General features: G+C 63.4%; 21 protein-coding genes, 1 tRNA gene and 1 pseudogene. 18 read left to right on the top strand and 5 right to left on the bottom strand.

Annotation, left to right across the window (positions count from 1 at the left end; translation table 11 throughout):
- Positions 1-11: 11 nt before the first annotated feature.
- The 15 genes and pseudogenes from tsaE to E8L99_RS07490 all read left to right on the top strand — a co-directional run bounded on the left by tsaE (position 12) and on the right by E8L99_RS07490 (position 11,910).
- Positions 12-1,520 carry a tRNA (adenosine(37)-N6)-threonylcarbamoyltransferase complex ATPase subunit type 1 TsaE gene (tsaE, locus tag E8L99_RS07560; protein WP_315862577.1) on the top strand — a complete coding sequence of 503 codons (1,509 nt, stop codon included), beginning with the start codon at positions 12-14 and terminating at the stop codon, positions 1,518-1,520.
- 10 nt (positions 1,521-1,530) lie between these two features.
- Positions 1,531-2,247: a nucleotidyltransferase family protein gene (locus E8L99_RS07555; RefSeq protein WP_252511290.1), complete on the top strand. Its 717-nt coding sequence runs from the start codon at positions 1,531-1,533 to the stop codon at positions 2,245-2,247.
- A gap of 120 nt (positions 2,248-2,367) precedes the next feature.
- Positions 2,368-2,793, top strand: a complete 426-nt coding sequence (gene rbfA, locus E8L99_RS07550; protein WP_137098965.1) for a 30S ribosome-binding factor RbfA — start codon at positions 2,368-2,370, stop codon at positions 2,791-2,793.
- A complete protein-coding gene (gene truB / locus E8L99_RS07545) occupies positions 2,790-3,713 on the top strand; it encodes a tRNA pseudouridine(55) synthase TruB (protein ID WP_137098964.1) in 924 nt (307 codons plus the stop codon). Before rbfA ends, truB begins: the two co-directional genes overlap by 4 nt.
- A 101-nt stretch (positions 3,714-3,814) precedes the next feature.
- Positions 3,815-3,899 (top strand) — tRNA-Leu (locus E8L99_RS07540).
- 186 nt (positions 3,900-4,085) lie between these two features.
- Positions 4,086-5,327 (top strand): tyrosine-type recombinase/integrase, encoded by a 1,242-nt coding sequence (locus tag E8L99_RS07535; protein ID WP_137098963.1) that lies wholly within the window; start codon positions 4,086-4,088, stop codon positions 5,325-5,327.
- On the top strand, positions 5,324-6,223 hold the full coding sequence (locus tag E8L99_RS07530) for a hypothetical protein (RefSeq protein ID WP_137098962.1): 900 nt from the start codon (positions 5,324-5,326) through the stop codon (positions 6,221-6,223). Before E8L99_RS07535 ends, E8L99_RS07530 begins: the two co-directional genes overlap by 4 nt.
- Before the next feature lie 577 nt (positions 6,224-6,800).
- Positions 6,801-7,105, top strand: a pseudogene (locus E8L99_RS07525) (hypothetical protein); the annotation flags it as partial.
- A 75-nt stretch (positions 7,106-7,180) separates the two neighbouring features.
- Entirely contained in the window at positions 7,181-7,912 is a 732-nt protein-coding gene (locus tag E8L99_RS07520; RefSeq protein ID WP_137098961.1) for a DUF4395 domain-containing protein, read from the top strand.
- On the top strand, positions 7,885-8,505 hold the full coding sequence (locus E8L99_RS07515; protein WP_137098960.1) for a Crp/Fnr family transcriptional regulator: 621 nt from the start codon (positions 7,885-7,887) through the stop codon (positions 8,503-8,505). Before E8L99_RS07520 ends, E8L99_RS07515 begins: the two co-directional genes overlap by 28 nt.
- Positions 8,506-8,681: 176 nt before the next feature.
- Positions 8,682-9,080 (top strand): group II truncated hemoglobin, encoded by a 399-nt coding sequence (locus E8L99_RS07510; protein ID WP_137102006.1) that lies wholly within the window; start codon positions 8,682-8,684, stop codon positions 9,078-9,080.
- 195 nt (positions 9,081-9,275) lie between these two features.
- The gene (locus E8L99_RS07505; RefSeq protein ID WP_137098959.1) at positions 9,276-10,319 is read left to right on the top strand and encodes a permease; all 1,044 of its coding nucleotides are present in this window, start codon (positions 9,276-9,278) and stop codon (positions 10,317-10,319) included.
- A 16-nt stretch (positions 10,320-10,335) separates the two neighbouring features.
- The gene (locus tag E8L99_RS07500; RefSeq protein WP_137098958.1) at positions 10,336-10,572 is read left to right on the top strand and encodes a thioredoxin family protein; all 237 of its coding nucleotides are present in this window, start codon (positions 10,336-10,338) and stop codon (positions 10,570-10,572) included.
- Positions 10,557-10,976, top strand: coding sequence for an OsmC family protein (locus tag E8L99_RS07495; protein ID WP_137098957.1), 420 nt, complete (start codon positions 10,557-10,559; stop codon positions 10,974-10,976). The genes E8L99_RS07500 and E8L99_RS07495 overlap by 16 nt, the downstream gene beginning before the upstream one ends.
- Positions 10,897-11,910, top strand: coding sequence for a class II glutamine amidotransferase (locus tag E8L99_RS07490; RefSeq protein WP_315862576.1), 1,014 nt, complete (start codon positions 10,897-10,899; stop codon positions 11,908-11,910). The genes E8L99_RS07495 and E8L99_RS07490 overlap by 80 nt, the downstream gene beginning before the upstream one ends.
- Here E8L99_RS07490 and E8L99_RS07485 read toward each other — a convergent pair.
- Positions 11,898-13,394 carry a TAXI family TRAP transporter solute-binding subunit gene (locus tag E8L99_RS07485; RefSeq protein ID WP_137098956.1) on the bottom strand — a complete coding sequence of 499 codons (1,497 nt, stop codon included), beginning with the start codon at positions 13,392-13,394 and terminating at the stop codon, positions 11,898-11,900. The genes E8L99_RS07490 and E8L99_RS07485 overlap by 13 nt on opposite strands.
- Positions 13,384-13,701 carry a hypothetical protein gene (locus tag E8L99_RS07480; protein ID WP_137098955.1) on the bottom strand — a complete coding sequence of 106 codons (318 nt, stop codon included), beginning with the start codon at positions 13,699-13,701 and terminating at the stop codon, positions 13,384-13,386. Before E8L99_RS07480 ends, E8L99_RS07485 begins: the two co-directional genes overlap by 11 nt.
- Before the next feature lie 279 nt (positions 13,702-13,980).
- On the opposite strand from E8L99_RS07480, the gene E8L99_RS07475 reads away from it, so the two are divergent.
- Genes E8L99_RS07475 through E8L99_RS07465 form a run of 3 tightly spaced genes read left to right on the top strand, consistent with a single transcriptional unit; the run spans position 13,981 to position 16,966 of the window.
- Complete coding sequence (locus E8L99_RS07475; RefSeq protein ID WP_137098954.1) at positions 13,981-15,144, top strand: efflux RND transporter periplasmic adaptor subunit; 1,164 nt, start codon at positions 13,981-13,983, stop codon at positions 15,142-15,144.
- Positions 15,141-16,274: an ABC transporter permease gene (locus tag E8L99_RS07470; protein WP_137098953.1), complete on the top strand. Its 1,134-nt coding sequence runs from the start codon at positions 15,141-15,143 to the stop codon at positions 16,272-16,274. The genes E8L99_RS07475 and E8L99_RS07470 overlap by 4 nt, the downstream gene beginning before the upstream one ends.
- Positions 16,275-16,276: 2 nt before the next feature.
- On the top strand, positions 16,277-16,966 hold the full coding sequence (locus E8L99_RS07465) for an ABC transporter ATP-binding protein (protein ID WP_137098952.1): 690 nt from the start codon (positions 16,277-16,279) through the stop codon (positions 16,964-16,966).
- 63 nt (positions 16,967-17,029) lie between these two features.
- Here the strand turns inward: E8L99_RS07465 and E8L99_RS07460 are convergent, their stop codons facing one another.
- From E8L99_RS07460 to E8L99_RS07450, 3 genes are read right to left on the bottom strand one after another with little or no spacing between them, the layout of a single operon-like run.
- On the bottom strand, positions 17,030-17,776 hold the full coding sequence (locus E8L99_RS07460; RefSeq protein ID WP_137098951.1) for a carbonic anhydrase: 747 nt from the start codon (positions 17,774-17,776) through the stop codon (positions 17,030-17,032).
- An 11-nt stretch (positions 17,777-17,787) separates the two neighbouring features.
- Positions 17,788-18,789, bottom strand: coding sequence for a GTP 3',8-cyclase MoaA (gene moaA, locus E8L99_RS07455; protein WP_137098950.1), 1,002 nt, complete (start codon positions 18,787-18,789; stop codon positions 17,788-17,790).
- Positions 18,790-18,816: 27 nt separating this feature from the next.
- Positions 18,817-19,128, bottom strand: coding sequence for a hypothetical protein (locus E8L99_RS07450; RefSeq protein ID WP_137098949.1), 312 nt, complete (start codon positions 19,126-19,128; stop codon positions 18,817-18,819).
- Positions 19,129-19,131: the final 3 nt, after the last annotated feature.

Raw genomic sequence — 19,131 nt, 5'->3', positions numbered from 1 at the left:
GGAGATCACGCGTGACCGAGCCCTACCGCCATACGATGCTGCTGGCCAACGAGGCCGCGACCCGTCAGTTCGCCATGGATCTCGCCATGGCGGTGCAGGCGAACGACGTCGTGACGCTGGCTGGCGATCTTGGCGCCGGCAAGTCGACGCTCGCCCGCGCGCTGGTCAGGGCACTGGCCGAAGACGACAAACTGGAGGTCCCAAGCCCCAGTTTCGCGCTGGTCCAACCCTATGACCTGCCGCGCTTCCCCGTGGTCCATGCCGATCTCTACCGGGTGATCTCGCCCGACGAGATCACCGAACTCGGCTGGGACGAGGTCTCGGAGAACGCTCTCCTGGTGGTGGAATGGCCGGACCGCCTCGGTGGCGCGCTCTCCGGCGACCGGCTGGAGATCGAACTCGTGCTGGCGCCGGGCCAGGGCATCAATGCCCGCGAGGCCCGCTTCATCGGCCATGGCACCTGGGGGCCGCGTCTGGCCCGCATGGTGGCCTTGCGGGTGTTTCTCGACAATGCCGGCTGGGGCGGCTCGCTGCGCCGCCATCTGCAGGGTGACGCGTCGTCGCGCGCCTACGAGCGCCTGCTGGACGGCCAGCGCCGCGCCGTTCTGATGAATGCGCCCAAGAAGCCCGACGGGCCGCCTGTGCGCAATGGACTGCCCTACAGCCGGATCGCCCATCTTGCCGAGGATATGGTGCCGTTCGTCGCCATGGCCGAGGGCCTGCGCGATGCCGGCCTGTCCTCGCCGGAGATCGAGGCCGTCGATCTGGACCAGGGATTCCTGATCCTCGAGGATCTCGGTGCCGAAGGCGTGGTGGATGCCAATGGCCCTATCGCCGAGCGCTACATGGCGGCGGTCGATGTGCTCGCGCTGATCCATTCGCGACCGAGGCCTGCGACGCTGGCAACGCCCAAGGGGCCCTACACTCTTCCGGCCTATGACCGCGAGGCGCTGACCATCGAGATCGAGCTCCTGCTCGACTGGTACATTCCGCGTGCGCAGACGCGCATTCCGGCCAGCGAGAAGCATGTCTTCCTGCAGCACTGGGCGGCGCTCTTCGCCGAGGTTGAAGCGGCGCCGAAGACCTGGGTCCTGCGCGATTTCCATTCGCCGAACCTGATCTGGCTGAGTGAGCGCGAGGGCGTCGAGAAGATCGGCGTCATCGACTTCCAGGACGCCATGATGGGCCCGGCCGCCTATGACGTCGCCTCGCTCCTGCAGGATGCGCGCGTCACCGTGCCGGAGGCGCTGGAGCTGCAATTGCTGTCGCGCTACGCGACCCAGCGCAAGAAGGACGATCCGAGCTTCGACATGGCGGCCTTCGCCAGGCTCTATGCGATCATGGGAGCGCAGCGCGCGACAAAGATTCTGGGCATCTTCGCCCGCCTCGACCAGCGCGACGGCAAGCCCGCCTATCTGAAGCACCTGCCGCGCATCTACGCCTATCTCCAGCGCTGCCTCGCCCATCCAGCCCTCGCCGAGGTGAAGCGCTGGGTCGATGCCCGGGTGCCCAAGCCGTGAGGCGTCAGCCATGATCGACAGCGCCATGGTGCTGGCCGCGGGCCTTGGCACGCGCATGCGGCCGATCACCGACCGCATTCCGAAGCCGCTGGTCGAGGTTGCGGGCAAGACCCTGCTCGACCATGTGCTCGACCCGCTGGCGCAAGCCGGGATCACGACAACGGTCGTCAACGTCCACCATCTGGCGGACCAGATTGAACGGGCGGTGGCGACGCGCCAGTCGCCGCGCGTGGTCATCTCCGACGAACGGGCGGCGATCCTCGATTCCGGCGGCGGCGTCGCCCAGGCCCTGCCCCATCTCGGCGAGGCCTTCGTCATCCGCAACGCCGATTCCTTCTGGATCGATCACGGCCAGTCCAACGTCACCCGGCTGATCGAGGCCTTCGATCCCGCCCGCATGGACAGCCTGCTGCTCCTGGCGCCGCTTGCCGGCAGCGTCGGCTTCGACGGCGCGGGCGACTTCTTCCGGCACGATAACGGCCGGCTGGAGCGCCGCGGCGAGCGTGACCGCGCGCCCTTCGCCTATGCGGGCGCCGCGATCATGCGGAAGGCCGATTTTGATGGCCGGAAGGCCGGCGACATCTTCTCCCTGAATGCGCTGTGGAACAGCTCGCTCACCGCAGGCCGGCTGCACGGCCTGGTGCTCGACGGGCTGTGGCTGCATGTCGGCACGCCGGAGGCCATCGGCGAGGCCGAGGCGGCGATCAAGGCCGCCGCCGACCACTGACACCGGCCCGGTCAAACGCTCGGAACTGGGAAACCGGTTGCGCTTGAGGGCCCTCCCGGTGTATGCGGCGCCTCCTCATTCCACTTCGCTCCGGTCCGATCCCGGAAGAAGGACAAGATCATGGCCAAACGATTCGACACGGGCACGGGCCCGTCGCAGCGGCAATTGCGCGTCGGCGAGCTGATGCGACACGCGCTCTCCGAGGTGCTGTCGCGCGGCGACATTCACGATCCGGTCCTGGCGGCGAATGTCGTCACGGTTCCGGAGGTGAAGATGTCGCCGGACCTCAAGATCGCGACCTGCTTCATCATGCCGCTCGGCGGCAAGGACGCCGAGGCGGTGATCCAGGCGCTGGCCCAGAACAAGCGCTACCTGCGCGGCGAGCTTGCCCACCGCACCAATCTCAAATTCGCGCCCGACCTGCGCTTCCGCGTCGACAAGTCGTTCGACGAGGGCTCGCGCATCGACCGGCTGCTCGACAGCGAGGTCGTGCGCCGCGATGTCGGAAAGCCTGCGGGCGCAGCCGATGAGGATGACCAGTCATGAACCAGCCGCGCTCGAAGAAGGTCGACGTTCACGGCTGGGTGGTGCTCGACAAGGACCTGGAACAGACCTCGACCCACGCGGTCTCCGCCGTGCGCCGGCTGTTCAACGCCAAGAAGGGCGGCCATGCCGGCACGCTCGATCCGCTGGCGACCGGGCTGCTGCCCGTTGCGCTGGGGGAAGCGACCAAGACCGTCCCCTTCGTCATGGACGGCCGCAAGACCTACCGTTTCACCGTCACCTGGGGCTCAGAGACCACCACCGACGATACCGAAGGCGAGGTCTCGCAGAGCTCCGATCTCAGGCCGACCCGCGAAGCGGTCGAGGCCTTGCTGCCGCGCTATACCGGCACGATCATGCAGGTGCCGCCGAAGTTCTCCGCGGTGAAGATCGCCGGCGAGCGCGCCTATGATCTCGCCCGCGACGGCGAGGAGGTGACGCTGGAGGCACGCCCCATCAGCGTCGACAGCCTGGTCCTGACCGCCTTCTCGGACGTTGCCGGCGAATTCGAGGCCGAATGCGGCAAGGGCACCTATGTCCGCGCCATCGCCCGCGATATCGGCCGCGATCTCGGCTGCTTCGGCCATGTGACGGCGCTCCGGCGCACCCGCGTCGGCCCGTTCGGCGAGGACGACACGGTGACGCTCGAGGAGCTGCGCGAGCTTGCCGATGGCAAGATCGAGGGGCAGACGATCGAGGATGCGCTGCTGCCGGTCGAGGCGGCGCTGGCCGACGTTCCCGAGGTCAAGGTCAACCGCGACACGGCGGCGAGGCTTGCGCGCGGCCAGTCGGCCATCGTGCGCGGCCGCGATGCGCCGATCGACGGCACGGTCTGGGTGTCGGTTGCCGGCGACCCGATCGCCATTGCCGAGGTCGAGCAGGGCGAGCTTGTCCCCAAGCGGGTGTTTGTCTTCACCAACTGACCGACAAGTCCTGCCTTTCCCACATGAAAGGCGGGACATGTGACGAAGTTGCGATTGCTGCGTTGACGCATCCGGTTCGGGTCGCTATGACACGGCCCGTCGCCCAGATGGCGGAATTGGTAGACGCACTGCTTTCAGGTAGCAGCGCCGCGAGGCGTGGAGGTTCGAGTCCTCTTCTGGGCACCAAATTCCCGTTTCAGATGATCCGAGATCGTCCGAGACCCAACAAAAAGCCCCGGTTTTCCGGGGTTTTTTGTTGTCTGGTCGTCCGATGCGGTCCGGGCTAGTGCAGTTGCATCCAGTGGTTTTGTTGGTACCTATTGTGGTCTACCGCCATAAACACCAACATGGCTGCTGCGTGGATACCAACAAATGTCGCTCTCCGACGCTCAGATCAGAGGGTTGCGCCCTCGACCAACGCCTCAGAAGGTGAGCGATGGAGGCGGGCTTCATATTCTAGTTTCGCCTACCGGCTCAAAGCTCTGGCGCCTATCCTACCGATTCGGCGCGAAGCAAAAAACCATCGCGCTCGGCCCGTATCCGGTTGTTCCACTCGCCGAGGCGCGCCAGAAGCGTGATGAGGCAAAACGGCTGCTCCGCAATGGGACCGATCCGTCCCATCATGCCAAGATTGAAAAGATTCGCGCACAAATCGCGACCGCCACGACGTTCGGCGCGGTCGCCGACGAATATCTTTCCAAGGCCGTGCGTGAGGGCAAAGCTCCTGCAACAATTGTCAAGAAGCGCTGGCTCGTCGATTTGGTGCGACCTGACTTGGGCGTCAGGCCGATCGCCGACATCACAGCCGTGGAGATCCTTGCCACGCTTCGAAAGGTCGAGGCCAAGGGAAACTATGAAACAGCCCGCCGCCTGCGTGCGATAATCGGTCAGGTATTTCGATACGCAATCGCGATTTCGGCTGCCTCAAATGATCCTACCTTCGGGCTCCGGGGAGCGCTAACTGCCCCGACTGTCGTACACCGCGCAGCACTTACCGAGGCAAAGGCGTTTGGTGGCCTGTTGAGATCGATCTGGGAATATCCTGGAGCGGCAACTACCCGGATCGCGCTTCAGCTCATGGCTTTGCTCTATCCGCGGCCCGGCGAGCTCAGATTGGCAGAATGGACCGAGTTCGATCTGGACAGGGCAACGTGGACCATACCTGCTAGGCGGACCAAGATGCGACGCGAGCACAGGAAGCCTCTGCCGGCGGCGGCGGTCACACTTCTTCGCGATCTCCATCGCCTAACTGGCAAAGGTCGTCTGGCCTTTCCCGCGATGCACACCACGAGCCGGTCGCTCAGCGAGAACACACTGAATGCTGCGCTACGACGGGTCGGCATCACCAAGGATGAAGCGACGTCGCACGGTTTTCGCGCCTCAGCCTCGACCTTGTTGAACGAGAGTGGGCGGTGGCTAGCTGACGCCATTGAGGCTGAGCTCGGTCATGTCGGCGCGGATGATGTTCGCCGGGCCTACCACCGGGCTACCTATTGGGATGAACGGGTGCGGATGGCGGAATGGTGGGCAGCGGAGATCTGCGGCATGAAAGACGGGACAGGCATCGCGAGCCGCTTAAAGACAAGCAATTGCTCCGCTCAGATTGACCTATGAAGACTCCCAAGCGCGCGCTCGCCATCCATGGTCTCCTCAACTGGTTCCATCCAACGTATTTGAGGATAAAACAAATGGAGGATCCGTCTACGTTCCCACCTTCCAGTGATAAAATTCGCATTAAGCTTCCCAAAACAGGGATATCTGAGAAGTTTCAGGCGGGAAAATCATATCACAGTCGATTACTTGCTATGCCGGATAGCGAGCTTTTCTCCCTCTATCTGGCACACTATAACGAGCGAAGGGCCAACTTGGAACGTGAGCACTGGTCCAATGTACCTCCCGCTACGGCAGCGCCAGAGACATATGATCACTGGAGTAAGGCGGCTTATTGGAGCGCTGATGAAGCTGCGGCGCTTCTAGTCGCACGGAATCCCTCTGAGTTGACCCGCGAGACTGCCGAGAAAAGCCGCGAGCAGTCCAGCGTCCTGCGATCGTTTCTTGCTGTCCGTGACCTAATCGAGCGCTCCCTCAAGGCCGGGCAGATCGACGAGAAAAAGGAACCAAACAACTATCTCGAATGGGCAAAGCGAAATGGAATCAATATTCCAGCTGGACTTGAAGAAGCAGTGGTTGCTCAAGGGCATCGCGTCGCCGATTGGAAGGGCATCTGTGAGCGTCAGTCAAATGAGATCTTTCACTTGAATGCACGCATTGCCCTGCTTGAATTGGCCAACTCTGACTCGCCTCCGGGTATGAGGGAGCGGGATAGCATGCTTAAGATGATAATTGGCATGGCCATCAAGGGTTATGCTTACAACCCAAAAGCGAGTCGCAGTCCAATCACTCAAGAAATATCAGGTGATCTCGACCGATTAGGCATATCTCTTGATTCAGATACGATCCGAAAATATCTTAACGACGCGAAGGAACTATTACCAGGACGGACAAAATAGAAGTCAATCAACAGGAAACCAAGATAGCCATTGCTTTTTTATGTTTAATTCTGCGCTCAAATTTGGATGTCAGATCAGCGCGCTTTTCGGACCTTCGTTTGTCTGAGTTGGCGCTAGGGCTCGGACCCATAAAGCGGCTGGCTTCGTAGGCTCGGTGTGATTCACGGCTTTCTGGAGGAAGCACGGATGGATCGGGATCGCTTCTGGCTCACGGATGCGTAGTTTGCACGGATTGAGCCACACCTGCCGACGGATACGTGAGGCAGGTTGCGTGTGCACGACCGCCGTGTGATCAGCTGGATCGCCAATGTCCGGAAGTCCGGTGGGGTCTGGGTCGACGCGCCAGTCGACTACTGCCCGCGCAAGAAACTCAGCAACCGCAATGTCCGCGGGGTCGCAAGGATTTTCGGGCGATCTCTTCCAAGCGCAGTCGAGCGCAGGCGGACTTCCAGCCTAAGTGCTTTGCCGCGACGTAAACGCCAGCCGCGCTGTCAACTTCCTCGCGGCCGTCTCCATCGCCGCAACCGTCCAGTACTAGCAATGAGCCCGGGCCCTAATTCGCTATGGCCGCGGGCCCGGGCGCATGCTCGTCGATGTGACGCTCGAAGCTGGAGCGCTTCGCTTCAAGCCGATCTTGTCACCGCGCTCGCCTCGATGATCGGTGCGGCCACCATCCTGACCTATCCGATCTTCCAAGGGCTGGCCGTGTCGCTGCTGTTCGGGCTAGCGTCATCGACGACGCTGACCGTGCTGGTCATCCTGGCAATTTATGTCGTCCTGCGCGGTGACGGTCCCGGGTATCTGGAGAGGGGTGATCATCGAAAGGCGGTAACGGCCCCTGTGTGCCGCCGAGACTCCGACCGCTCTATTCATATGATCTGAATCATATGATTCTCTCGCTGACTACTCCACATGAGCGCTAGTGCTTGACCTTCTCATAGCGGTTTGGACTAGGTGATGACCTCGATATTTCAGTTCGGCGAACGGCGTCCGGAATATGAAGTGCCCGTCCTCAACGAGCGCGAGGTTCGCGCGGGCGCCGGCATCCTTCTCCTCGTTGCCGGCACCGCATTTCTGAAGGCATGGTATCTTGGCGACTTTGGACTGACGCGCATTGTCGTGGTCGCCTTCTTTGTCGAGTTTGCACTCCGTGTGCTGGTCAATCCAGCATTCGCTCCGAGCCTCATCATCGGCCGGTTCTTCGTTCGCAACCAGAAGCCTGACTTCGTAGGAGCGCCGCAGAAGCAATTTGCCTGGGCCATAGGACTTCTGATGGCAACCCTGATGATCTACCTCGTCGTCCTCAACGACGTCCGGGGGCCGATCAACCTACTGATCTGCCTCGCCTGTATCGGATTCCTGTTCTTCGAGACGGCTTTCGGCATCTGCATCGGCTGCTCGGTCTACAACCTGTTCAACCGCGAGAAGGCGCAACTCTGCCCCGGCGGGGCCTGCGAGATCCACCAGCGCCAGGACATCCAACGTGTCAGCCCCGCTCAGCTCGCAGCGCTGACAATGTTCATAGCGCTGCTGGGAGGCATCGTCCTTGCCATGCCCGGTTCCGCGGCTCGCTCCATCAGCACGCCAGGCTTGGACAGCGTTGCCGAGGCGGAGCGTTGCCGCGTGCCGGCCTTCGCCATCGCGATTGGTCACGCCGAGAAATGGAAGCTGCACAACAATTGCCGTTAGCAATCCGCCTTCTCGGCCTCGATACTGCCAACCTACCGAAGCGCGATATTGCCGCCGGCGCTTATCTGTTTCGTCAGAACGATCGGGCGTCCGGCATCTTTCAGGTGATCTCCGGGCAGCTGCGGCTGGAACGGCACAGCGAGGATGGCCGGCAGATCACATTGCAGGTCGCTGGTCCCGGCGGTTTCCTGGCCGAGGCCTCATTATTCGGCGATCGCTACCATTGCGACGCCCTTGCCCTCAAGCCGACCCAGGTTCGCGTCTTTCCCAAGCAGGACCTGTTGCGTGCCATCGCGGCCGACCCAACAAGTGGGGAAGGCCTGCTCGCCCATATGGCGCGCCAGCTTCAGGAACTGCGGCTGCGGGCAGAGCTTCGGTCGGTCCGGTCGGCCAAGCGGCGCGTCATGCTGTATGTCAAGCACATCGCCGACCCCGATGGCATAGCCTGCCTGCCGGGCACGCTGCAGGATACGGCTGCCGATCTCGGGCTGACGCGGGAAGCCTTCTACCGGACAATCGCCGTGCTGGAGAAGGAGGGTGCGTTCACCCGTCAGGGGACAGTGATCAGGGTCCCTAAATCGTTAGACGCATGATTGTAATCATGCAGTGTGCCGCAGTGACGGGATAAAGATCGTCGACCGCGACGGCGCGGTCTCCATCCAGCCAGGAATCTGCCGTGAGTTGTTGTTGTTCCTCAACACCCGGTCGCCAGCCCGAAGACAATGTGCCCGACCGTCATGGCCCAACAGCGGTGATGCCGCAGGGACGCATGTCTGCACTTCAGACCGCCGATCACCGGACACCCTATGAGCGCATCGGTGGTGCTGACGGCGTGCGTCGGCTGACGGCACGCTTTTACGTGCTGATGGATGAACTGCCTGAGGCAAAGGCTTGCCGGGCGGTCCATCCGCCAAGCCTGGTGCAGGCCGAACAGAAACTGTTCGAATATCTCTCGGGCTGGCTCGGCGGCCCGCCGCTTTTCGTCGAGCGGCATGGCGCTCCCATGCTGCGGCGGCGTCATTTCCGCGCAAGCATCGGACTACCCGAGGTCGAAGGCTGGCTGGCCTGCTTCACCCAGGCATGGCGGGAGACGGTTCGGGATGCCGATCTCGACGCGCTCGTGCTTCCGAAAATCGAGGCCTTGGCCCATCACATGCAGAATTCGTGACCAGCGAGGCGCCGAAGCCGTCACATCGCTTGACCCAGAACAACCTCCGCAGCGCCAACCTGTGGCCTAATCCCGCTCCCGGAAGCGTCGACTAGGCAGCATGGCGTGTTCAAGCCTGATCGTCTGCCTCGCCCAGGCCGTCAGGCCGCAAGCTCCAACAGGTTCGGGCCACCAATGAGCGCGCAGGCAACACCGATGACCGAGACGCCGCGGGGCGGCCCGCGCCCGCTGATCTGGGTGGTCGGGACCATCCTGTTCGTCGTCGCCTGGTTCCTGGCCTATGGCCAGCTCGTTCCGGTCTCCGAGTGGGTTGTCGGCCAATTGCCGCTGGCGCCGGGCAGTGGCGCATATGAGGCCATCAAGTTCTTCATCTACGACACGCCCAAGGTGCTGATGCTGCTCACTCTGGTGGTCTTCGCCATGGGGATGATCCGCAGCTTCTTCTCACCCGAGCGCACCCGGGCCTTGCTTGCCGGCCGAGCCGAGGGCCTGGGCAACGTCGCTGCCGCGTCTCTGGGGATATTCACACCCTTCTGTTCGTGCTCCGCCGTTCCGTTGTTTGTCGGCTTCGTATCGGCTGGCGTACCACTCGGCGTGACGTTCTCCTTCCTGATCGCCGCCCCGATGATCAACGAGGTGGCACTGGGTCTGCTTCTGGCACTCCTCGGCTGGAAGGTCGCTCTGACCTATCTCGGGTTCGGCCTTGCCGTTGCCATCTTGTCGGGCTGGGTCATCGGCCGGCTGCACCTTGAGCATTGGCTCCAGGACTGGGTCCGCAATGTCCGCGCGAGTGCCATCGATCTTCCGCCGGAAAACCTGACCATCGTTGATCGGATTCAAGCCGGTATCGAGGCGGTGAAGGATATCGTCGGGCGTGTCTGGATCTGGATCATCGTCGGCATTGCGGCTGGCGCCTTCATCCACGGCTATGTCCCTGCCGACCTTCTCGCGTCCATCATGGGCAAGGACACCTGGTGGTCTGTCCCCGCAGCGGTTCTGATCGGCATTCCCATGTATTCCAACGCCGCGGGCATCATACCGGTGGTCGAGGCGCTGCTTGGCAAAGGTGCGGCACTCGGCACGGTGCTCGCCTTCATGATGAGCGTGATCGCCTTGTCGTTCCCCGAGATGATCATCCTGCGCAAGGTTCTCAATCTCAAGCTGATCGCTGTCTTCGTCGGCGTCGTCGCGACGGGAATTCTGTCCGTCGGCTTCCTGTTCAATCTGCTCTTCACCTGATCAAGGGATCATCATCATGAAGGACGTTAAGGTACTCGGCCCGGGCTGCAAGCGCTGCCAGACGACCGAGGATATGGTGAAGTCGGAAGCCGCTCGGCTGGGTGTTCCGGTGGTTGTCGAGAAGATCACCGATTACGCGGCAATCGCGGGCTACGGAATCGTCTCCACACCCGGCATCGTCATCGATGGCAAGGTCGTCCATGCCGGTGGCCTGCCGAAGTCCGAGGACCTCGCGAAATGGCTGGCAGCGTGAAACTGGAATATCAAGTCGAAGCCAGGCGCATTGACGCGCATGGGGCGGTCGCCACCACGAAGTCGGCGGAGATCGTCCTCGACACGGATCTCGCCGGCCGGATCGATGCCTTCAACCCGGCAGAGCTTCTCCTCGCAGCCGTAGCCGCATGCATGATCAAGGGCATCGAGCGTGTCATGCCGATGATCGCCTTCGAGTTGCGAGGCGTCGAGGTGAAGCTGCGCGGCGTGCGGCAGGACAGTCCTCCCAAGATGGTTTCGATCGACTACCAACTGATTGTCGACACCGACGAGACGGACCAGCGCCTGGAACTCCTGCACAAGAATGTCCGGAAGTACGGCACGATCTCGAACACGATCGCCGAGGCCACCCGTCTGGACGGAACGATACGACGCAAAGCGTGACGAACCAGATGTGAGGTCGGCAAGCGATGGTGCCCGGCCGAATGCGGTTGCCCGGCAATGCAGGCCATGCGTGCTGAACAAGCAGATCGGTGGGCCAATGTGCGAACTTCTCGGAATGTCGAGCAGCAAACCCGCCACACTGAGCCTCTCGCTCCCCAGGCTCGCAGCCCATGGAGGCCCACCGACGCTTATTCGGGATGGCTGGGGAGTGGCCTATTACGAAGGTCGCGATGTCCGTCTTATCAAGGACGTCGGTCCGGCGGACCAAAGTGACTGGGTTCGCTTTGTCGCCGCCCATGACCTGCGAAGCACCATCGTCATGGCCCATATCCGGAAGGCAACGATGGGCGAGCCTGCCTACCGCAATGCTCAGCCATTCGCCCGGGAACTCGCCGGCCGCATGCACGTCTTCAGCCACAATGGCTGGATGCCCGAGATGCTGACCTCACCGAGATTTCGCCTGGGCCGGTTTGCCCCCATCGGAGAGACGGACTCGGAACAAGCCTTTTGCAATCTTCTTGAACGTCTACAGGAGGTCTGGTCCGAGCCGCGAGCCGCCCCATCACTTGAAGCCCGATTGTCAGTCGTTGCGGCCTTTGCATCTGAACTGAGGCCACTTGGGCCCGCGAACTTTCTCTACTCGGATGGCGATGCCCTGTTCGCTCACGGCGATCGTCGTAAGCAACTCCCCACGCAGACGGTCGAACCGCCGGGCCTTGTGTTCCTTCAGCGTCAGTGCCGTTTTGACGAGAACCCGTCTTCCCAGAATGGCGTCGTGATGGCGAGCGGAGATCAGATGGTTTCCCTCGTGGCCAGCGTTCCATTGACTGATGAACAATGGCAGTCGTTCGGCCAGGGCGACGTCATCGCCTTCTCGGGAGGCCGAGCCGTTCTCAGGCATTCTGCCGACGAGGAACGCGCCTATCCGCTCTGATCGGCTTTTCCTTCCGGAACCGTCGATGGTGGAGGAATGATCGCCATCGGCGATGCTGGCTCGGCAGGCCCGGCCGGCATGGCGAGACGGCTTCGCTGCTCGGCGATAGCCGCCGAAAGCCGCTCGCTGATCATGTCGAAGGCTGGCTTCAGTTCCGTGTCGACCTCACCATCCAGCATCCGCTCGGACAGAGCTTTTAGGATGTGATCCGCTTCAATCGTGATCTCGTCGAGTTCGCGCGTGCTCTGCGCCTGCCTTGCGCGCTCGATCAGATGGCTGAGCGCATTATGGTCGGCGTGGAGAACACGCTTTTTCCTGGGGAAGAGAAAGCCAAGCAGCCAGAGACCCGCGGAGATGATGCCGCTGGCACCGAACAGCACAATGTAGATCAAGGTCTCATAGGCTTCGAACAGGCCCTTGCTGTCGGCGTCGTAATAGGCGGCAGCGCCGGGATGGAGGGCGAACGACGACCCTCGATCGGTCGGAAGGGCTTCAAAGCGGCCGGCCGATGGATATTGCGCGACCATCGACTGTCTCTGGTTGAAAAGCTGCCTGGTGAACTCCTCGACCTTGGCACTGGAGAGGGTGTTTCGGGACACCAGAATCGACGGGAAGCCCAGCGTCGCAACAGATTCGGGCGGCATTGGCGGATTGGCCCCGAATTCGCCGGCGACCAGGTCCACCGACGAAAAGATCTTGTTGCGGGTTGCAAGCACCGCGCTCTCGGCCAGCGGCACGACGGCGGGTCTCATGTCACCTGGGCATTTCAGGGCCTGGATCGCGTCGACGATGAAGCGATCGCCGCGAGCCGGGCTGACGAAGATGGCATCGATCGGCTTCACGGCAGTCGCCGCTGCCACTTCGGTTGCGCTGGACAACGCAATCACATCCGCGTCCCGCGCCGAAATGCCATGATAGGCGGCGAGCTTGTCGAACAGGGCAAGGTTCGCAGGTCCACGACCCAGTACCGCGACGCGGCGGCCCCTCAGATCGGCAAATCCCTGGATGGCTTTCACAGGAGCAGACGGGGCCGCGGCTCCCGCTCTGGGGCGAACGCTGGCCCTTGGAACTGCCGGGCACGCGAGCAGGATAGCTATATTCTGGTGCACGATCGCGACCGCCTGGCCCGTCGACGGCAACCGGAAGTCCGATCGCACGATTGCCAGATCCGCATCGCCGGCATCGATCGCGGCGGACGTCTCGACGAGGTTCGTATACGGGGCGACGACGAGACGGATTCGCAGCCGCTCCCGCTCGGAAGCCGTCGCCATGGCCGCGAAGAGCTCCGCCACCTCGCTGCCGGCCGGCGCGACAGCAATGCGAAGAACCACGGGCGCGACGTAGAGATACCAATAGATTCCCGCGGCGAACAATCCGACCAAGGCTAACGCCAGATAGCCAAACAGATCGCGATAGGCGCGCAGACGCGACAAGAGCGCCATGCTGCGCAATCGTCCAAACGCGCCTCGGTCTTCATCGGGCATCTTCGATCCACATCATCCCGATGACCCGTCCATCCCGCACCAGCTCGACACGCATGCCGCCCTGGCTCTCCCAGTGGGCGCCCAATCCCACCAACCCGAGATCGGTATCCTCCCAGAGGGTGCCATATGTCTCGCCGTTGATCTCGATGGGGATCCGCTTGACGCCACGCTGCGTCGTGAACGGGCGTCCCTTTCGCGCAGTTGCCAGAAGCTGGCGCGCCGACGTTTCCACCTGCTCGCGGGTCGCCTGCGAATATTGCGTCTGATCTAGTCTCGGCGGATGGCTCAGTCTGGCATGGGTCGGCAAGGCACCTGCTGGTGTGACGGCACCTGCCTCACAAGCGAGTGGTGTGGAGCAGGCCAGCGCCAGAGCCAGACCGAAAAGGCGAGAGCGACCTTGGGACGTACCCATCACACTTTTCTTTCCGAGCCTGCAACCGAGATCAAGGCGAAACTAGTCTGGCCGGGGTCGATCCAGAATGATCTCGATCATATCGGTTAGGTCGATCGCACTCTAAAGGTGAAACAATGCCGATCTACACGCCTGCCTCTGGGGCATGGCGCCGGTGGTGGCGGGGAATGTGTCATGCGCCTGCGAGCCAGATCATTGTGGACGATCGTCGTGGTGGCGGTAGCGCTCGCGGCGGGTGCTTTCGTCTGGCTCATGCGCTTCGCTCCGATCGCCGTTGCCGGAGCGCAGACCATCGACAACGTGCCGGTCGAGGTCTTCGCGCTCGGGACCGTCGAAGCGCGGATCGTCACGCGGGTCGGCTTCAAAGTCTCCGGAACACTTGTCGAGCTGACGGCCGACCACGGTGATCGCGTTGCGGCCGGCGCGCTGCTCGCCCGCATCGATCCCCGCGAGCAGCAGGCCCGAGCGGCGAAGGCACGGTCCGGCATTGCCAATGCGGAGGCGGCCCTGGCGGTCGCGGAAGCTGTCTCCAATCGCGCCTCGGTCGTGCACGCTCAGAGGCAACAGGCGAACCAGAGGCGCCAGACCCTGCTTGCCAGAGGGACGGTCTCGGTCGAGCAGGCCGAGGAGGCCCAGCTGACAGAAGCGACCGCACTTGCCGACACGCTGGTCGCGCGGAGCGAGGTCACGGCGGCCCGGGCACGCCTGGAGGATTCCCGCGCCCAGTTCGCGTTCGAGGGCGTCGTGCTCAACCAGCATGAGCTGCGCGCACCGTTCGATGCTCTGGTCATCTCCCGATCCCGAGAGCTCGGCGGTGTCGCGGCCGCAGGTGAGACCCTGTTCACGCTGGTGGATCCGGCGACCTACTGGATCCTCGCCTATCTCGATGAGGCGCGGTCAGGCTTGATCGCCGAGGGACATCAAGTCCTGATCCGTCTTCGTTCCCTTCCCGGGCAGGCCTTCAGCGGTCGTGTCGCCCGTATCGGTCTCGAGAGTGATCGGGTTAACGAGGAGCGGCGCATCTACGTCGTCTGCCAGAACTGCCCCCCGGCCTATGTTCTGGGCGAACAGGCGGAAGTCGTGGTCACCGCGGCCACGCTCGCGCGCGCAACGCTGGTGCCGGAAACAGCCATTGACGAACTGGTGCATGGACGCGGCAAGGTCTGGGCCGTCGACGACGGACGGCTCGTCCGCCGCGCAATCGTCGTTGGTCACCGGACGATCGATGGCCGCTACGAGGTGGTCTCCGGCCACGATGGTGTCACCATCGTCACGAGCCGCCACCCGCGGTTCCGCGAAGGACGCTCCGTGACCGTCGATCAGGTGCCTCGGCGATGAACCTCGCCATACGCGACATACGGCACAATGCGGGGCGATTCCTTTTGACCTGCGCCGGGTTGAGCCTGCTGCTGGGCGTCGTCTTGTCGATGATCGGCATCTACCGGGGTCTTGTCGCCGATGCCTTGGGAATTGCGCGCGCGCCGGGCGCGCAGGTCTGGATCGTGGAGGCAAGGAGCCGCGGCCCTTTCGCGGAGGCCTCCCGCATACCCGGCGACACCCGCGAAGCCGTCGCACGCATCTCGGGTGTCAACCAGGCCGGCGCCGTCACCTACCAGAACATCGAGGCGCACTTCAGGGGCCTGGCGCTGCGTCTTTTCGTCGTCGGCTTCGAGCCGGGACGCCCGGGCGGACCGTCGGTTCTGGCCGGCGGCCGGCAGATCACGCGCAGCCATTTCGAGCTGATCGCCGATGAGAAAAGCGGCCTTGCCCTTGGCGATGTCATCATTCTCGGCCGCAACCGGTTCCAGGTTGTCGGCACGACGCGGGGGCAGGTTGCGACTGGCGGCGACCCGGTGGCCTATATTTCGCTCCAGGATTCGCAGAAGCTTCAATTCGACCTGTCACCCGCCGCGCAACGCCGCGAGCAGGCGCGTGGGGCCGGCGGCGCCTCCAATGATATCGTCAACGCCGTCCTGGCCACGCTGACGCCCAACTCTTCGGTGAGCGCCGTCACCGAGACGGTTCGGCGCTGGAAACACCTCAATGCGCTGTCGCAGGACGAGCAGGAAGCAATCCTCTCGCGCTCCGTGGTCGAGATGGCGCGTCGCCAGATCGGCCTGTTCACGTCGATCCTGATGCTGGTCTCCACCGTCATCATCGCGCTGATCATCTACACGCTCACCATCGACAAGCTGCGGGAGATCGCCACGCTCAAGCTGATCGGCGCGCCCGACAGCACCATTGTGGGGCTCATCATTCAGCAGGCGCTGGCCATGGGAGCCATCGGCTTCGCCATCGGGGTGGCGCTGGTCCTGCTCGCCAAGGACAACTTCCCGCGCCGGGTGATCATCGAAGCGGCGGATGTCGGCATGATCGGTATCGTCGTCTTCGGCGTCTGCGTGATCGCCAGCGGGCTCGGAGTACGGCTCGCGCTCAAGGTCGATCCGGCCAAGGCGCTGGGGGGCTGACCATGACGCCCCCACTCGTGTCGCTGATTGACATCTCCAAGCACTTTGGCGAGGGCGCGACCCGCGTCGACGCGCTCCGTGGCGTCTCGCTCGACGTCATGCCGGGTCAGGTCGTTGGCCTGAAGGGGCCGAGCGGGTCGGGCAAAACCACCCTGCTCAACATTATCGGCTGCATCCAGGAACCGTCATCCGGCCGCGTTGTGCTTGACGGAGAGCCCATCTTCGACGGGCGATGGCTCAAGGGCGATCTCAGGCGCATGCGGCTGGAGCGCATCGGCTTCATCTTCCAGGCCCACAATCTGCTGCCATTCCTGACTGTGACCGAGAATGTTGCGCTGGTCCTGACGCTCGCAGGCCAGAGTGCCGAAGAGGCGAGAGCCCGCGCCATCGAGCTGCTCGACTATCTCGAAGTCTCCAACCGTCGCGACGTCCTGCCAGCCCTACTGTCAGGCGGCGAGGCGCAGCGTGTTGCGATTGCCCGCGCGCTGGCCAACCGGCCGCGGATCATTCTCGCCGATGAGCCGACTGCGGCCCTCGATTCCGACCGGGCGCGCATCGTCATGGACCTGCTGCGCAGGGTTGCACAGGAACAGCAGGCGGCGATCGTCACGGTGACCCATGACGAAAAGATCTTCGCGCGGTTCGATCACATCTTCTCGTTGCGCGATGGGCGGCTCGAAACCACAGGATAGGGAGGCTCGCCCAGAGAATGTCCTATGCCCAGGCGTGGCGGTCATGACCGGTCATTCTCAGGACTATCGAGCAAGCCCGCTGCAGCACGGAAGACGTTCTGCGACCTGCGGATCGAGCGCGGCGAAGGCCTCGGCCGCGTGGCGGCGTGCGGCACTCCACGGTTCGACAGGCTCTTTCGCCCGCTGGTCAATATTGGCAAGGGCGTCGCGCTCGGCGATCGACGTGATCGGCGAGCCGAGCGCCCGCAGCAATCCGTCGTGAATGCCATAGATCCAGCCATGGACTTGGAGCGGCTCACCGCGCGCCCAGGCGGCTTCGATAATCGGGGTCGCGGCGATGCGCCGGACCTGCATCTCGACATTCAGCTCGCACATGCGGTCGAGCCGTAGGCTGTCGCTGGCCAGCGCGGCGAAGGTCGCCTGATGCTTGCGATGGAGCATGACCAGCGGCTGTAGCCAGTGATCGACCAGCGCAGACCGGTCATGGCCAAGGGCACGCTGCACACCGCCGCAGCCATAATGGCCGCAGATGATCACATGCCCGACATTGAGCGTTTCGACCGCATATTCCAGCACTGCCAGCAGGTTCATGTCGCTGGTGTGGACCATGTTGGCGATGTTGCGCTGGACGAAGACCTCGCCGGGGTCGAGGCCGAGCACGTCATTGGCGGTCACCCGGCTGTCGGAACAGCCGATCCAGAGGTAGTTCGGCGATTGCTGTTCGGCCATCCGAACGAAGAACGTCGGGTCGTCCCGCGTCTTCTTCTCGGCCCAGGCAGCATTGCGGTCGAAGAGATCGTCGAGCGTCATGCCATCGCTCCTCAACCGCCTGTGCGATGCATTGGGCGCGTGGTTGCCGAAACGCTGGCCGCGGCCTCGAAGGCATGGCCCTCGGGCTTCGATGCGATCGCGCGATCGATAGCCGTGTGCAAAGCCTCATCCGCCTCGCTGCCGCGGATGGCCGCCCTGAGATCGGTGCTCTCTTCCCGACCGAGGCAGGCTTCCAGCTGTCCGGTGGCGGTCAGCCGGACGCGGTTGCAGCCGGGGCAGAAATTACAAGTGGTCGCCGCGATGAAGCCGACACGGTGGCCGGTGGTTTCCGACGTCCAGTAGCGCGCCGGGCCGCCGGAGGAATGCCGGCTCGGCGCCAAGCGAAAAGGCGTTTCAAGCCGCTTGCGCACCTCGCTGATCGGCATGAAATGCCGCGCCTGGCCATGGCCGATCTCGCCGATCGGCATCACCTCGATGAAGGTCACGTCCATGCCGTGCTCATGGCCAAAGGCCACGAGGTCATGGAACTCGTCATCGTTGACGCCGGCCAGCGCCACCGTGTTGAGCTTGACCGCGAGCCCTGCCGCACGGGCGGCTTCGATCCCGTCTAGCGTATCGGCGAGCCGTCCGCGCCGGGTGATCGCAGCGAATCGTCCGGCATCAAGGCTGTCGAGCGAGACGTTGACACGGCGCACGCCGGCAGCCGCAAGTGTATCGGCATGCTGCGCGAGCTGCGAGCCATTGGTGGTGAGCGTCAGCTCGTCCAGCGCGCCCGATCCGAGATGGCGGCCAAGTGAACGGAACAGTTCGACCACGTCGCGCCGGACCAGCGGCTCGCCGCCGGTAAGGCGGAGCTTGCGCACGCCGCGGGAGACAAATGCCGAGGCCACGCGGTCGAGTTCCTCAAGGCTCAGGAGCTCGCGCTTGGGCAGGAAGTCAGGGCGCTCCGACATGCAATAGAAGCAGCGGAGGTCGCAGCGGTCGGTGACAGACAGGCGCAGATAGGTCACGCGCCGGCCGAACGGGTCGATGAGCGGGCCCAAGACTGTCATGAACGTGGCCCTCCAGGGGGATCGATTTCAGGCGTGCTTGCCGCCGCAGGAACAGCCCGAGGCCGCTGCGCCGCCAGAATGGTTCAGCGCGCGCCTCAACAGGACAGCTCCGGGATCATCGGCGCGGGCCATCAGGCCCATGACGGTGGTCCATTCGGAATCGTCTGCGCCGTCGGCGTAGCTCTCCACCTGTTCGGCGGCGAAAGTGCCAAGCGGCACACCCGCCGCAACCGCCCGCTGGGACACGGTGGCCGCGAGGATCAGATCGTTGAGGGACGCCAGGGTCTGCTCCGCGATGGTCGCGTCGTGCAGTCTGGCCAGAAGGTCTCCGAGCAGCATGAC

The organism is Phreatobacter aquaticus (genome assembly GCF_005160265.1).
Classification (GTDB): domain Bacteria; phylum Pseudomonadota; class Alphaproteobacteria; order Rhizobiales; family Phreatobacteraceae; genus Phreatobacter; species Phreatobacter aquaticus.
This window is presented reverse-complemented; position numbering and strand designations above follow the sequence as displayed.